The 13,996-nt window shown below is 64.2% G+C and carries 14 protein-coding genes; 9 read left to right on the forward strand and 5 right to left on the reverse strand.

The window, feature by feature from the left end; all coding sequences use genetic code 11:
• Position 1 precedes the first annotated feature (1 nt).
• Positions 2–172 (reverse strand): LbetaH domain-containing protein, encoded by a 171-nt coding sequence (locus tag ASR47_RS27320; protein WP_171898873.1) that lies wholly within the window; start codon positions 170–172, stop codon positions 2–4.
• Between the two features lie 109 nt (positions 173–281).
• A complete protein-coding gene (locus tag ASR47_RS02250; RefSeq protein WP_065306142.1) occupies positions 282–1,718 on the reverse strand; it encodes an amidase in 1,437 nt (478 codons plus the stop codon).
• Positions 1,719–1,820: 102 nt separating this feature from the next.
• Here ASR47_RS02250 and ASR47_RS02255 point away from each other — a divergent pair, with 102 nt between their 5' ends.
• The 4 genes from ASR47_RS02255 to ASR47_RS02270 all read left to right on the forward strand — a co-directional run bounded on the left by ASR47_RS02255 (position 1,821) and on the right by ASR47_RS02270 (position 4,626).
• On the forward strand, positions 1,821–2,744 hold the full coding sequence (locus ASR47_RS02255) for a LysR family transcriptional regulator (RefSeq protein WP_065306143.1): 924 nt from the start codon (positions 1,821–1,823) through the stop codon (positions 2,742–2,744).
• Between the two features lie 87 nt (positions 2,745–2,831).
• Entirely contained in the window at positions 2,832–3,485 is a 654-nt protein-coding gene (locus ASR47_RS02260) for an SMI1/KNR4 family protein (protein WP_065306144.1), read from the forward strand.
• A 109-nt stretch (positions 3,486–3,594) separates the two neighbouring features.
• A complete protein-coding gene (locus tag ASR47_RS02265; RefSeq protein WP_065306145.1) occupies positions 3,595–4,146 on the forward strand; it encodes a DUF4142 domain-containing protein in 552 nt (183 codons plus the stop codon).
• 96 nt (positions 4,147–4,242) lie between these two features.
• Complete coding sequence (locus ASR47_RS02270; RefSeq protein ID WP_065306169.1) at positions 4,243–4,626, forward strand: hypothetical protein; 384 nt, start codon at positions 4,243–4,245, stop codon at positions 4,624–4,626.
• Between the two features lie 9 nt (positions 4,627–4,635).
• Here ASR47_RS02270 and cadR read toward each other — a convergent pair whose 3' ends face one another.
• Entirely contained in the window at positions 4,636–5,067 is a 432-nt protein-coding gene (cadR, locus tag ASR47_RS02275) for a Cd(II)/Pb(II)-responsive transcriptional regulator (protein WP_065306146.1), read from the reverse strand.
• A 97-nt stretch (positions 5,068–5,164) separates the two neighbouring features.
• Here cadR and ASR47_RS02280 point away from each other — a divergent pair, with 97 nt between their 5' ends.
• Positions 5,165–7,477: a heavy metal translocating P-type ATPase gene (locus tag ASR47_RS02280; protein WP_065306147.1), complete on the forward strand. Its 2,313-nt coding sequence runs from the start codon at positions 5,165–5,167 to the stop codon at positions 7,475–7,477.
• Positions 7,478–7,479: 2 nt separating this feature from the next.
• Positions 7,480–8,061, forward strand: coding sequence for a hypothetical protein (locus ASR47_RS02285; protein WP_065306148.1), 582 nt, complete (start codon positions 7,480–7,482; stop codon positions 8,059–8,061).
• A 68-nt stretch (positions 8,062–8,129) separates the two neighbouring features.
• Here ASR47_RS02285 and ASR47_RS02290 read toward each other — a convergent pair whose 3' ends face one another.
• Complete coding sequence (locus ASR47_RS02290; protein WP_065306149.1) at positions 8,130–8,372, reverse strand: hypothetical protein; 243 nt, start codon at positions 8,370–8,372, stop codon at positions 8,130–8,132.
• Positions 8,373–8,494: 122 nt separating this feature from the next.
• Between ASR47_RS02290 and ASR47_RS02295 the strand changes: the two genes are divergently transcribed.
• The 3 genes from ASR47_RS02295 (at position 8,495) to ASR47_RS02305 (ending at position 12,460) form a co-directional block, all read left to right on the forward strand.
• Positions 8,495–9,877 (forward strand): aminotransferase-like domain-containing protein, encoded by a 1,383-nt coding sequence (locus ASR47_RS02295; RefSeq protein WP_065306170.1) that lies wholly within the window; start codon positions 8,495–8,497, stop codon positions 9,875–9,877.
• Positions 9,878–9,959: 82 nt separating this feature from the next.
• Entirely contained in the window at positions 9,960–11,393 is a 1,434-nt protein-coding gene (locus ASR47_RS02300) for an alpha/beta hydrolase (protein ID WP_082988676.1), read from the forward strand.
• 38 nt (positions 11,394–11,431) lie between these two features.
• Complete coding sequence (locus tag ASR47_RS02305) at positions 11,432–12,460, forward strand: alpha/beta fold hydrolase (RefSeq protein ID WP_217270519.1); 1,029 nt, start codon at positions 11,432–11,434, stop codon at positions 12,458–12,460.
• On the opposite strand, the gene ASR47_RS02310 is transcribed toward ASR47_RS02305, so the two are convergent.
• Entirely contained in the window at positions 12,453–13,961 is a 1,509-nt protein-coding gene (locus ASR47_RS02310) for an MFS transporter (protein WP_065306150.1), read from the reverse strand. The two genes, ASR47_RS02305 and ASR47_RS02310, sit on opposite strands and share 8 nt — an antisense overlap.
• Positions 13,962–13,996: the final 35 nt, after the last annotated feature.

Raw genomic sequence — 13,996 nt, forward strand, 5'->3', positions numbered from 1 at the left:
TTCACGGTTCGGCGCGCTGTTGCCGCCTGGCGTGTTCGCGCCGGAGCGCCGTATTCCAGCGCGCCAGCCAGCGCCTGGCCAGCAGCTTTTCCTGCGCGCTGGTGGCCGCGCTCATGCGCAGTCCCGCGCGGTAGAGGCGCTCGACCAGGTAGCTGAATTTCTGCTCAGTCATTATCGGGACGCGGGCGGCAGATTGTCGACCAGATCATTATAAGAAGGTGACCCGCATGACGCGCTTGATCTGCGTCGATGGAAACAGGCTTGACATTAAGCCAATCGTGTTAAGCCCCTGCCCACACGGCCGGACGCCGATGCGCCCACGGTGCGGCCCGTTCCAGCTGTGCTGCCAATCGCAACAAGCACCCTTCCCGGCCAAGTCCAGCCATGAACTGCATGCCGATCGGCAAACCATCGCCGGACATGGCCAGCGGTACCGACATGGCCGGCAGCCCCGCCACATTGGCCAGCGGCGTGTAGGGCGAGTGCTGGAACAGGCGCGCCGTCCAGGCCAGGCCGTCCACCGACGTTTCGTTTTCCGCATAGCGCCCCAGCGGCCACGGCAGCGATGGCAAGGTCGGCGACAGCAGCACATCGCATTGCGCGAAGAACGCGCCGGCCTGGCGCGTGACGGTATTGCGCACGTCGAGCGCGGCAACGAACTCAACCGCCGAGACCGCCTGGCCATAGTGGTAGCAAGCCAGGGTTGCCGGCTCCAGCGTGGCCAGCGAGATGGCGCGGCCTGATTCCTGCGACAGGCCATCGATCCAGCCCACCAGGTTGGCACACCAGATGCGCGCATTGGCCAGCACAAACGTTTCCCACGATACGCCCAGGCCTGGCGCGGCCTCTTCCACGTGGTGGCCCAGCGATTCCAGCAGCCGCACGCTGTCGTCCAGCGCCTTGCCGGTTTCCACATCTGGGCGCTGGCCATCGAGCGCGTCGCGCATCACGCCGATGCGCAAGCGGCCGGGCGCCATGCCGACCTGCGACAGCCAATTGTGGCCGGGTGCCGCCGTGTTGTACGGTTCGCTCGGCATCACGGCCTGCACCGCATCGAGCAAGGCGGCGCTGTCGCGCACGCTGCGGCTGACGCCCAGTTGCACGCCCAGGCCGCTGAAAATTTCATCCATGGCAGGGCCGTTCGAGACGCGGCCACGGCTCGGTTTCAGGCCGAACAGGCCGGTGGAGGCCGCCGGCACGCGGATGGAGCCGGCCGCATCGGTGGCATGGGCCAGCGGCACGACGCCGGCCGCCACGGCCGCTGCGGCGCCACCGCTGGAGCCGCCCGCGCTCAGCGACACATCCCACGGATTGCGCGTGGCGCCGTACAGCACCGCTTCGGTGGTGGTGGCGAACGCCATTTCGGGCGTGGTGGTGCGGCCGATGGTGACCAGGCCGGCGTGGCGAAACTGAGTCATCAGGAAAGAATCTTCGCTGGAGACATGGCCGGCCGCCAGGCGGCTGCCCATTTCCATTTTCTTGCCGGCCATGGCGACGGCGATATCCTTGATCAAAAAGGGCACGCCGGCAAATGGCGCGTCGGCGTTAATCGGCAAGGAATCGGCCGGCCAGTGTTCGATCACCGCGTTGATACGCGGATTGACGGCCTCCAGTGCCTGCAGCGCGCAAGCCTGCAGTTGTGCGGCACTGACCTGGCCCTGGCGTAGCAGTTCGGCCAGCCCCAGGCCATCATATTGAACATATTCATGGAGTTGCATCAGATTGCTCCTGTAGTCGATGAAGTGCTTGCATGCACAGCAGCAACTGTAGAGCTTGCAGTATGATAGTGGAAATGAATAACAAAGATAGCAGGTATAGTCATGCACAATTTGCGCAAGCTCGATTTGAATCTGCTGCTGACCCTGGACGCCTTGCTGGTCGAACGCAATGTGACGCGCGCCGCCGCGCGCCTGCATCTGAGCCAGCCGTCCGTCAGTGTGCAGCTGGGCAAGCTGCGCGCCGCATTTGACGACCCGCTGCTGCTGCCCGGCCCGCGTGGCATGTTGCCGACGGCGCGCGCGCTGGACTTGCTGGCGCCGTTGCAGGCGGCACTGGCCCAGCTCGAACAGCTGCTGCAGCCGGCAAGCGCGTTCGAACCGTTGACGGCCGACGTGGAATGGAAGCTGGCGGCCGCCGACGCCACCGAATACGCCATCCTTCTTCCCTTGCTGCCCGGGCTGCGCGCGGCGGCGCCGCGTTCGCGCATGGCCGTGCTGGAAGCGGTGCCGGCGCGCATGGCCAGCCAACTGGAAAATGCCCAGGTCGACCTGGGCTTCCTGGCGCAGGAAGAAGCGCCCCCGGGATTGCGCCACCGCGTGTTATTTACCGAGCACTATGTGCTCGCAGGCCGGCGCGACCATCCGCTGTTGCAGACGACGCCCGATCTCGACCGTTTCTGCGCCCTGGAGTTCGTGGTGGTCTCGCCCAATGGCGGCGGCTACCGCACGGCCGTCGATACGGCGCTGGCCCTGCAGGGCCGGCAGCGCAAGGTGGTGCTGTCGGTGCCGCATTTCCTGTTCGTGCCGCCCTTGCTGGCGCAGTCCGAGATGGTGGCGCTGCTGCCGTCACGGCTGCTGAAAAATGCCTTGACCGCATTGCGCACCTGGGAAGCGCCCCTGCCGCTGCCCGATTACGAGATGGCCATGGTCTGGCATGAGCGCATGCACCTGGACCCCGGACACCGCTGGCTGCGCGGGCAGGTCATGGCTGCCCTGCACGGCTATGGCCAGGACTCTGTTTGGTAGCCTGCAAGATTGCCTGCCGTGTAAAGGAACGCCGCCTGGCGGCGTATTTGCTTACACTGGCGGTTTTGACTTGCCGCCAGATTAACCATGAGCTACTACACCCGCTATCGCCATATCGCCATCGACCAAGCCATGCCGGCGCCCACACCGGCCCAGATCGCCGCCATCGAAACCGAATTGAAGGCCACGCTGCCGGCCAGCTTCCTGGCATTTTTGCAGGTGGCCAATGGCGGCGAGATCGATTATTACTGCGACGTGCCCGATGGCCGCGGCGGCGTCGAACAGATGTCGTTTCCTGGCATCTTCAACGCCGACGAAGGCGATTTTTGCGATGAAACCCTGGTTGGCGAGATCCGCGCCGCGCGCAAGCACATGGACATGCCGGACAAAATCCTGCCGTTCGCCCGCGATGGCGGCGACTCCATGCTGTTTCTGGACCTCAGCGATGAAGGCCAGGGCCGGGTCCTGGCGCATATCCGCGAGCTGCCGGCCTGGACCGGCCCACGCGCGCCGGCCGGGCTGATGGTCCTGGCGCCGTCGTTTGACGCCTATATCGCCAGCCTGTATCCGGACAAGAACGAAGTGATCAGCAACCTCGAACAATACGCGAGTCTCCCCTCGCATCTGGAGGCCACTGCGGAATATCTCGATATCGGTTTGCCCGGCTGGCGCGACGATGCGGACATCGGTCCGCTGTTCCGGCGCCTGGAGATTGAATTGTGCGCCAGCGTACAGGACTAGTCCTACCTCGACTATCGCGTGCGTCCTATGGGTATGGCTGTGCGACTGGCTTAATATTTTAGCCAGCGCTTTTGACAATATTGCACAACCCATATCGAAAGGAGTCCCCATGCGCCTGACCACCACCAGTTCCCGCACGCCTACCATGAAAAGCATCGCCATCGGCGCGGCCATTGCCGTGATGAGCGGCATGGCCATCAACAGTATCGCTGCCAACGCGCCGGGCGCCTACGACAAAACTTTCATGATCAAGGCGGCCGATTCGGGCAGCACTGAAATTGCCGCCAGCAAAGTGGCGCAAACCAAAAGCAGCAATGCGGAAGTAAAGCAATTCGCCGACTCCATGGTGACGGACCACACCAAGGTGGCCGATGAGCTCAAACAATTGGCGGCAAGCAAGCAGATCACGGTCAGCGACGAGCCCAGCGCCCGCCACAAGGCCGATATCGCCAAGCTCAACCGCCTGGAAGGCAAGCAGTTCGATCAGGAATACGCAGCCAAGATCGGCGTGGCGGCGCACAAGGAGGCCGTCAAGCTGTTTACCGACGCCAGCCAGAAAGCCACCGACCCCGATATCAAGGCGTTTGCCGCCAAGACCTTGCCAGCGCTGCAACATCACCTGGACATGGCCAACGCGCTGCATTCCAGCGTCGGCAAGTGAAAAACAAGGTAAAAAGATGCGTGGCACTGCGCTGGCGAGCGAGCAGCCAGTGTCCGCATGGCTTACAATGCGGGCATCCCGTTTTCAATGTCTTTCATGTCTCCCATCCTCAAGAAAAGCCTGCTGATCGTCGCTGGCCTGCTGCTGGCCATGCTGATGGCCGTCTGGCTGTCCGTCAAGATTAACGCCGCCGAACACGCCAAGCTGTATGCCCAAGCCTGGAGTCCCAGCGGCAAATGCGTGATCAACACCTATGCGCCCGCTTACGGCAGCGGTACGGTATCGAATATCGTGCGCTCGCTGAGCACGCAATCGTTTTTCCGTGTGTACGACAAACAGGGAGACATGCTCGAAAGCACCGAATGGGTGCTCGACCTGCATGAGGACGGCTTGCAGGATTTTGCGCGCTGGGGCAATGAGCGCGCGATCTACCCCACCGACATGGGCTACGAAGGCTGGACCTTGCCGCAATGCGCCTGAGTTGCACGATCAATGCAGTTCCGTGTGACAGGCGCAATCGTTGCCGCTGGCCGCCTCCGACAGGTTTTGCAGAATCGCACAGTCCTGTGACGGCGTGGGCTGGTCGCACTGGTGGCGCAGGCTGACCAGTTGCTGCTGCAAGGTCTGCAGGTTGGCCATCTGCTCGGCAATGCGCTCGATATGATGATCCAGCAGCTGATTGACGCTCTGGCAGCCTTCGGCCGGGTTGTTCTTAAATTCCAGCAAGGCACGGATATCGGCCAGGCCGATCTGCAGGGAACGGCAGTGGCGAATGAACTGCAGCCGTTCCTGGTGCTCGGCCTTGTACTCGCGGTAGCCGGCGCCGTTGCGGCCGGGCTCCTGCAGCAGCCCCGCTTTTTCATAATAACGCACCGTTTCAACGTCGCAATGGGTGCGCCTGGCCAGTTCTCCGATACGCATGGCAGTCCTTTTCTTGTATCGTGTAAATTCTGCTTGACCCTGTAGCGACTACAGGGTTTCTAATGCAAGCATACACGAATCCCTGAAGGATGATGCGATGCCGCACGATCACCACCACGCCCCCACGCCCGCGCCATCGAACGATCACGCGCACGATCATGGCCACGATCATGGCCACGATCATGGCGAGCAACCATCACCCGGTCACTCCCATGGCGGCTGCTGTTCCCACAGCCATGCCGAGGTCGCCGCGCCAGCGGCGCCGTTCGAGCTGCCCAGCACGCCACTGGCGGGCGCGCACACGGCCAGGTACCGCATCGCCAATATGGATTGCCCGGTGGAGGAGCGGCTGATCCGCAACAAGCTGTCCGGCATGGACGGCGTGGTTGGCCTTGACTTCAAACTGATGAACCGGGTGCTCGATGTGCACCATACCCTGCCCTCGCTGGCAACGGTGGAGGCGGCGCTGCACGGCATCGGCATGCAGGCCGTGCCGGTCGAAGCTGGCGCAGCCGCTGTACGCGATCCCGACGAAGGCAAGCTGTCCGGCATGCGGAAGGGCCTGCTGCTGGTGTCCGGCGTGGCGGCCGCGGCGGCCGAAGTGCTGGCATGGACGACGCACCAGGACAATTCCCCGCCGGTGATCGCGGTGGCGTTGCTGTCGATCGCCACCGGCGGCTGGCCGACCCTGAAAAAGGGCTGGATCGCGCTGAAAAGCTTTACACTGAATATCAATTTCCTGATGAGCCTGGCGGTGACCGGCGCGGTGGTCATCGGCCAGTGGCCGGAAGCGGCCATGGTAATCTTTCTGTTTGCGATTGCCGAGCTGATCGAAGGCATGTCGCTGAACCGCGCGCGCAACGCCGTGCACAGCCTGATGCAGCTGGCGCCCGATGTGGCCCTGGTGCAGTCGGGCAATGACTGGCTGAGCAAGCCGGTGGCGCAAGTGGCCGTCGGCAGCCTGGTGCGCGTCAAACCCGGTGAACGTATCGCCCTCGATGGCGTGGTCAACAACGGCGAGTCGTCCGTCAACCAGGCGCCGATCACCGGTGAAAGCATGCCGGTGGACAAGGTCGCCGGCGACCTGGTCTACGCCGGCACCATCAACGAACTGGGCGTGCTCGACATTACCGTCACGGCCAACAGCGGCAACAGCACCCTGGCAAAAATCGTCAGGGTGATCGAGGAAACCCAGGGCAAGCAGGCGCCGACGCAGCGCTTTGTCGACCAGTTCGCCCGTTATTACACGCCGGTGGTGGTGCTCTGCGCCATCCTGGTGGCGCTGCTGCCGACCTTGCTGCTGGGCCAGCCGCTGATGGACTGGGTTTATAAGGCGCTGGTGATGCTGGTGATCGCCTGCCCGTGCGCGCTGGTCATTTCCACGCCGGTGACGGTGGTCAGCGGCCTGACGGCGGCGGCGCGGCGCGGCATCCTCGTGAAAGGCGGGCAATTCCTGGAAACCGGCCATCAAATCAAGGCGATCGCGGTCGACAAGACCGGCACTCTCACCATCGGCAAACCTGCCGTGACGGACGTGGTGGCCTTCGATGGCCGCAGCCGCGACGAGATTGTGTTGCTGGCGGCCAGCCTGGAAGCGAACTCCGCCCACCCGCTGGCCGCCGCCATCGTCAAGGCGGGACCGCCAGGCAGTCAGTTGCAGCCTGTAACGCAATTTTCCGCGCTGCACGGCCGTGGCGTGCAAGGCACGCTGGACGGCCAGCTCTATTACCTGGGCAATGCACGCCTGATGCAGGAGTTGACCTTGCTGACGCCGGCACTGCAAGCCGTGCTTGCGCGGCTGGAACAGCAAGCCTATACGGCCATGGTGCTGGCCAGCAGCACCGAAGCGCTGGGTGTCATTGCCGTGGCCGACGTGCTGCGGCCAACAGCGGCGGCCGCCATCGCCCGCTTGAGCGCGATGGGTGTCACCACCGTGATGCTGACCGGCGACAACGCCCTGACGGCGCAGCGCATTGCCGGCGAGGTGGGCGTGACCATGGTCAAGGCCGAACTGCTGCCGGAAAACAAGCTCGATGAAATCGTCGCACTGCAGCGCCAGTTCGGCGTGGTCGCCATGCTCGGTGACGGCGTCAACGATGCGCCGGCGCTGGCGCAGGCCCAGGTCGGTTTTGCCATGGGCGCCGCCGGCAGCGATACGGCGATAGAAACGGCCGACGTGGCCTTGATGGACGATGAACTGGGCAAGCTGCCGGAATTTATCAGCCTTTCCCGCCGTACGCGCCGCATCCTGGTGCAAAATATCAGTTTTGCCATCGGCATCAAGCTGGTTTTCTTCGGTCTGGCGCTGAGCGGCCTGGCCACTCTGTGGATGGCCGTGTTCGCCGACGTGGGCGCCAGCCTGCTGGTGGTGGCCAACGGCTTGCGGCTGCTGCGCACAGCAAAGGACTAATCATGCTGCAACATCAAAACATCACGCTGGAAATGCCGGGCATGGTGCTGTTCGACCCGCTCACCCTGGCCGCGCTGATCGACCGGCGGCAGATCAAGACCATGGATCTGCTGCAATATTTTAATGATTATCCAGAGGCGGGCGACGCCGCCATCGCCCAGGGCTGCTTGCTGCCCATTTACACCATCCCGGCGTGGGACTACCAGCTGGTGTTCAACGACGGCGGCGCCTTCAGCACGCAGCCGCCGCTGCTCGCTACGGTGCTCGACGTGGTGCTGCCCTTGAAAATCACCAGCGGCACGCTGATCGCGGCCGATTTGTCGGGCCTGATGGCCTTCGACCTCGATTACTACCTGCACTTCCCGCCGGCGCAGGAGCGCCTGGGCATGGATGCCGACGTCAGGCTGGCGCCGGGCAATTACGCGGTCAGGGTGGCCAAATTCATCGACCGGCAGGACCGCGATGTGGAACATCGCGCCTGCGGCTATGAATTCCTGCTGCGGCAAGTAGCCAGCCTGCCGGCCATGGCCGAGATCGACATCGACGACATCGCCTATGCCATCGATGGCCTGATGCAAGCCTGAGGCAGGGCTGAGCTGTCACCCTGCCGCTGGCGCGCCAGGCCATATCGGCCGCCCCTTGTTTACCATCATCAGTAAGTCATTTCCAGGCCGAGTTGCGTGACAACCACGTAGGTGACGAGCCCCAGGCCCAGCAGCAACAGCGCGAAGATGGCGACTGCCTTGCCGCCCGAGCGCAGCACGGCGCGCTGCTCCTTGCGCTTGTCCTTGTTCTTCTTGCCTTGATCGTAATGCCATTTGATGGCGTAAAACATGCCCGTGCCCAGCACGAGCGCCTTGAATGTCACCAGGACGATAGGGATCCAATCCATCATTTTGCGTATTTCCAGACTCACTTGACACTATTTAATCGGCTGTTGGTATTGCTACAGGTGCTCAGGCATACTACCTTAAAACAATTTCCATACATTGAGTCAAAATGTCCCAGTTGAAATCCATGCAAGATGATCATTTACCCAACTGGCAGCCCCGCCTGGCACCGAACAAGGGCCCACGTTTCCTGCAGATTGCCGATGCCTTGCAGGCGGGCGTGGCGGACGGATCGCTGACGCCCGGTGAGCGCCTGCCAACGCAGCGCCAGTTGGCGGCACGGCTGGGCGTCGACCTGACGACGGTCACGCGCGCCTACGACGAGGCCAGGCGCCGCCACCTGCTGGAGGGCCGCGGCGCCAGGGGCACGTATGTCGCGGCGCCCAAAGCCGAGCTGAACGCCATCCTCGATCTGTCGATGAATACGCCGCCACCGCCAGACGGCGTGGACTTTGACGACATGCTGAAACAGGGTTTGTCCCAGGTATTGATGCGGGCAGATAATGGTTTGCTGATGACTTACCACCTGGGCGGCGGCAGCGACGCCGACCGCCAGGCTGGCGCCACCTGGCTGGCGCCGATGTTTGGCCAGCTCGATGCGCGGCAGATTGTGGTCTGTCCCGGCGCGCAGGCGGCGATCGCCGCCCTGGTCCTGGCGCTGACCGAGCCTGGCGATGTGATCCTGGCCGAGCCAGCCAGTTATCCCGGCCTGCGTGCCGCCGCGACCCAATTCGGCCGCCGGCTCATGGCGGTGGCGGCCGACCAGCACGGCATGCTGCCAGCGATGCTGGAGCAGGCATGCCGCCAGCACAAGCCCCGCCTGGTCTACCTCAATCCCACATTGCAGAACCCGACCGCCATCACCATGCCGGCACACCGGCGCAAAGAGCTGGCCAGTATCGCCCAGCGCTGCGATGTACGCATCGTCGAGGACGATCCCTACTGGTTGCTGGCCGCCGCCCCGCCGCCGCCGATCGCCACGTTTGCGCCGCAACAGGTTCTCTACCTTTCGACCCTGTCGAAATGCCTGACACCGGGCCTGCGTGTCGCCTTCGTGCTGATACGCGACCCGGTCGAGCGCGAGCGTTTCCTGGCTGCCCTCAGATCGTTTGCGCTGATGGCCGCGCCCCTGACGGCCGCACTGGCCACGCAATGGATAGCCGACGGTTCGGCTGATCGATTGATGCAAGGCGTACGCAAGGAAGCGCGCCTGCGCCACCGGCTGGCGCGCGATATCCTGGCGGGGCGCTACAGCGGCGCGGGCGACGGCCTGCATGTGTGGCTCGACTTGCCGGCATACTGGAACTCGTCGCAGCTTGCGCACGCGGCCAGCACCTGCGGCATCGCGGTCACGCCGGCGCACGCATTCGCCACCGGCAGCGCATCGCTCAATGCCATCCGTATCTCGCTGGGCAGCATCAAGGACCGTGGACGCTTGCAGGCGGGCCTGCAACGGCTGTCCGACCTGCTGGCGCGGCGCCCCGAATCGTTCGGCGCCGCCGTGGTGTGAGCGTCCAGCGTTTCATTCACGATGGACAGTTGCCGTACAAAAACGTTATATTAGAGGCTACTTTTAATTGCAAGCGTCGCCGATGCCCGTACCCTACCGCTGGACCCTGCTGTATACCTTGCCGTTTGCGCTGCTGGCCAGCGCCGGACTGCATGCCGCGCCGCTGGACTACACCGCCTGCACCGATAACATTCTTCCAGGCAGCTTGTGCGCCATGCATGCCGTGCCCGCCAGCGACGAGGCGCAGGGCCAGGGCAAGGAAACACTGCAATTGTTCGTGCGCAAGATTCCGGCCAAGGGCATTTCCAAAGGCAGCGTCTGGCTAGTGGCGGGCGGCCCGGGCGAATCGGGCGCCTCGTTCTACAGCCTGCTGCCTACCTTGCGGCGCAGCTTCGCCGGTTTTGATCTGCTGATACCCGACCATCGCGGCACCGGTTACTCCTCGCGGCTGTGCCCGGCCGAGGAAGCGGCGGACAGCCCCGGCGGCATGGCGCTGGCTGGCGCCGAATGGGCCAGCTGTTTCAAGGACTTGAACACGGCGCCCGCCCGCGCGCGCCAGTTTTCCATCAGCAATGCCGCCCAGGACTTGCGCTCCCTGGTCGGCACGACGCAGGGCAACCGCCCCGTGTATGTCTACGGCGTTTCCTACGGCACCCAACTGGTGCTGCGCAGCCTGCAACTGGGCGCCTTGCCGGTGCGGGGCGTGATCCTCGATTCGCTGGTGCCGCCGCAAAACGACCCGCGCTGGGACCTGAGCCAGCGTTCGCAGGTGGTCAATGAGGTCGGCCTGCAGGTGCTGGCGCAGTGCGATGCGGACGCCGCCTGCCACGCGATGCTGGGGGAACCGGCGCAAACGCTGTACCGGCGTGTGCTGGACAAGCTGCGCCAGGAGCCTGCCCTGCTGGCCACCATCCCCGGCAAGAACCTGAAGCATTTTATTGGCGGCATGCTCGACGTGCCGGCTGCGCGGGCCCGCATTCCTGCGTTGTTGCAGGACCTCGACCACGGCGGCGGCACCGAACTGGCCGCCGTGCGTGGCCTGCTGAACCAGGCCGCAAGCAGCCTGGGCAGCTACCCCCAGTCGTCAATCTCGATACCGCTGGTCAGCATGATCAGCAATGCGGAAAACAATCTGCGCCCGGGCCTGACAAGGGCCGATGTCGACGGCGAGGAAGCAACGTTGCTGATGACGAGCCCCCTGCCCCGCATCCTGCTCGGCGGCGGCCTGCCCACTTATTTTCAGGATCGCTATTTCAGCCAGTTGCCGGCCAGCCTGCCGCCGGTGCTGGTACTGCAGGGCACGCTCGACCCGAAAACGCCGTATGCGGGCGCGCAGGCGCAGGTGGCTGCCTTGCGGCAAGCCGGTGCCGGGCAAGCGGGTGCCGGAAAGGTGACGCTGGCGACCATCGGGCAGGCGCCCCATTTCATCCTGTGGGCGGCGCCGGCCTGCTTCGAGCAGTCGGTGCAGCGCTTTATTGCCGGCAAGCCTGTCCAGGACTGCGCGTTAACTTTATAAAGAGTGGTAAACATATGCGAAAAATCGCTGCCGTTGCAATGTTGCTGTCTTGTCAGGTCGCTGCCGTGGCGGCGGAAGCCGCCATACCGGCCCCCGCCTGCGCTTCGCCGGTCCAAAGTGTCCGCGAACAGGGCTATGTTCCCATCAATGGCATCGAGCAATGGATCACTATCACCGGTGCGCGCTGCGGCAATCCGGTAATCCTGGTCATCCATGGCGGCCCCGGCAATCCCTTGTCGCCGTTTGCCGACGCCATGTTCCAGGGCTGGGAGCAGCACTATACGCTGGTGCAGTGGGACCAGCGCGGCGCTGGCATGACCTACAGCAAGAATCGTCCGCTTGACAACGATACTTTGACCCTGGAGCTGATGCGCGACGACGGCATCGCCGTGGCAAAGTACGTGCGCCAGCGCCTGGGCCAGCAGAAAATGATCCTGATGGGCAGTTCCTGGGGTTCCATCCTTGGCGCCTACATGGCCAAGGCCAGGCCCGAGCTGTTCCATGCCTATATCGGCACGGCGCAGGTGGTCGACGCGCGCGCCAATGTCACCGGCATGTACCGCGAGGTAATGGCGCTGGCCAGGGCTGCCGGCGATACCGCCACGGTGGACAAACTGACGGCGCTGGGCAGCCCGCCATGGACCGATCCGCGCAATTTCGGCATCCTGCGCCGTTTCGACCGCAAATATGAGGCTTTGACAACGGATGCGCCACCGAAAAACTGGTGGCTGCCGGCGCCCCTGTACGCCACCGCCGAGGCCCTGGCCGATGCCGAGGCCGCCGATGATTACTCGTATATCCAGTTCATGGGCATGCAGGGCGACGGCATGTTTTCCAAGGTGAATTTGCCGGCCATGGGCGCGGACTTCAAGCTGCCGGTCTACTTCGTGATGGGCACGCAAGACCTGCTGACGTCGCCAGCAATCGCGCGCCGGTACTTTGACAGCATCCGCGCGCCGCACAAGGATTTCGTGCTGGTCCAGCGCGCCGGACACGACCCGAACCAGGCCGTGCTTGACGCGCAACTGACTTTGCTGCGCGACAAAGTGGTGCCGCTGATCAAATAGCCGACCTGGCAGCCAGGTCGGCCCGGTGCTGGCGCAGATGCAACTGGCGCAGCGTCGCCGCGGCCAGCAGCAGGATGGCGGCGGCGGTGGCCAGCACGGCGACAAAGGCCTGGTCGAAAGCGGCGCGCGCCAGCTGCGCTACCTGCAGCCCCAACGCTACCGGCAGTTGCCCGGCCGCCTGCAGCGCGGCGTCCAGCGTGTCGTGGGCGTTGGGCAAGTCGCCGGCGCTGGCTGGCAGCACCAGGGTGGCGCTGTAGACAGCCGTCATGATGGTGCCCAGAATCGTTACGCCCAGCACGCCGCCGAGCTCGAACGACACTTCCTCGATCGAGGCGGCCATGCCGGCCTGCTGCGGCGCTACATTCAGCATCACGGCGCTCGAGGCGGCCGTCATCACGGCGCCCAGACCCAGGCCCAGCAGCACCAGGCTGGCCACCTGCCAGAACACCGCCGCGTCATGCAGCAGCAGATAGCCGGCCATGCCGAGGCCGGACACCAGTAACGATCCCCACAGCACTTGCGCCTTGTCGGCGCGCGGCAGCATCAGGCCCGTCAAGGGGCCGGCAACCACAGAGGCCAGCGGCAAAGGCAGCAGCAACAGGCCGGCGTCCAGCGGCGACAGCGCGCGTACCAGCTGCAAATGCTGGCTGAGCGCCAGTTCCATGCCGATCAGTGCGGCCGACGCCACCATCGCGGCGGCCACCGCGCTGGAAAACGGCAAGGCGCGAAACAGCGCAAAATCGATCATCGGCTGCGCTTGCCGGTTCTGGCGGCGCACAAAGATGGTCATGAAGAAGGCGCCGATGAGCAGGGCCAGCAGCGCCACGGCATACGACGGCGCGGCCTTGCCCGCTTCCTTGATCGCATACACGCCGCCCAACAGGCCCAGCATGACTTGCAGCGAGCCGAGTATATCCCAGGGCTTGTCGGTATTGCCCGCCCGCTTGGGCAGGATAACAACGGCCATGACCAGGGTCAGCAGTACCACCGGCACATTGATCAGGAACACGGAACCCCACCAGTAGTGTTCCAGCAGGAAGCCGCCCAGCACGGGGCCGAAAGCGGCGCCGCCCGAGGCGATGGCGGCCCACACGCCGATGGCGAACGAGCGTTCGCGCGCGTCGGCAAAGGTCAGCCGTATCAGGGACAAGGTGGCCGGCATCATCATGGCCGCGCCCAGGGCCAGCAGGATGCGCGAGGCGATCAGCCAGGCCGGCGCCGGCGAAAACGCGGCGCACAGCGAGGCGACGCCGAAGACCAGCAGGCCAGCGAGGAACACGGGTTTGTGGCCGAGGCGGTCACCGAGGGTGCCCAGGCCGGGCAGCAAGGCGCACACGACCAGGGAATAGATATTGATGATCCACAGTTTTTGCGAGGACGAGGCCTGCAGTTCGTGCGTCAGCGCGGGCAAGGCGGTATAGAGCACGGTCATGTCGACCACGATCAGGAACAGGGCGCTGGAGACGATGGCCAGGGTCAGCCATTTTTGTACGGTATGCATGGTGGTAACTCAGGAATAGCTGGTCGAGTGGAGTG

Origin of the sequence: Janthinobacterium psychrotolerans (assembly GCF_001677885.1) — a bacterium.
In the GTDB taxonomy this organism is placed as follows: Bacteria; Pseudomonadota; Gammaproteobacteria; order Burkholderiales; family Burkholderiaceae_D; genus Janthinobacterium; species Janthinobacterium psychrotolerans.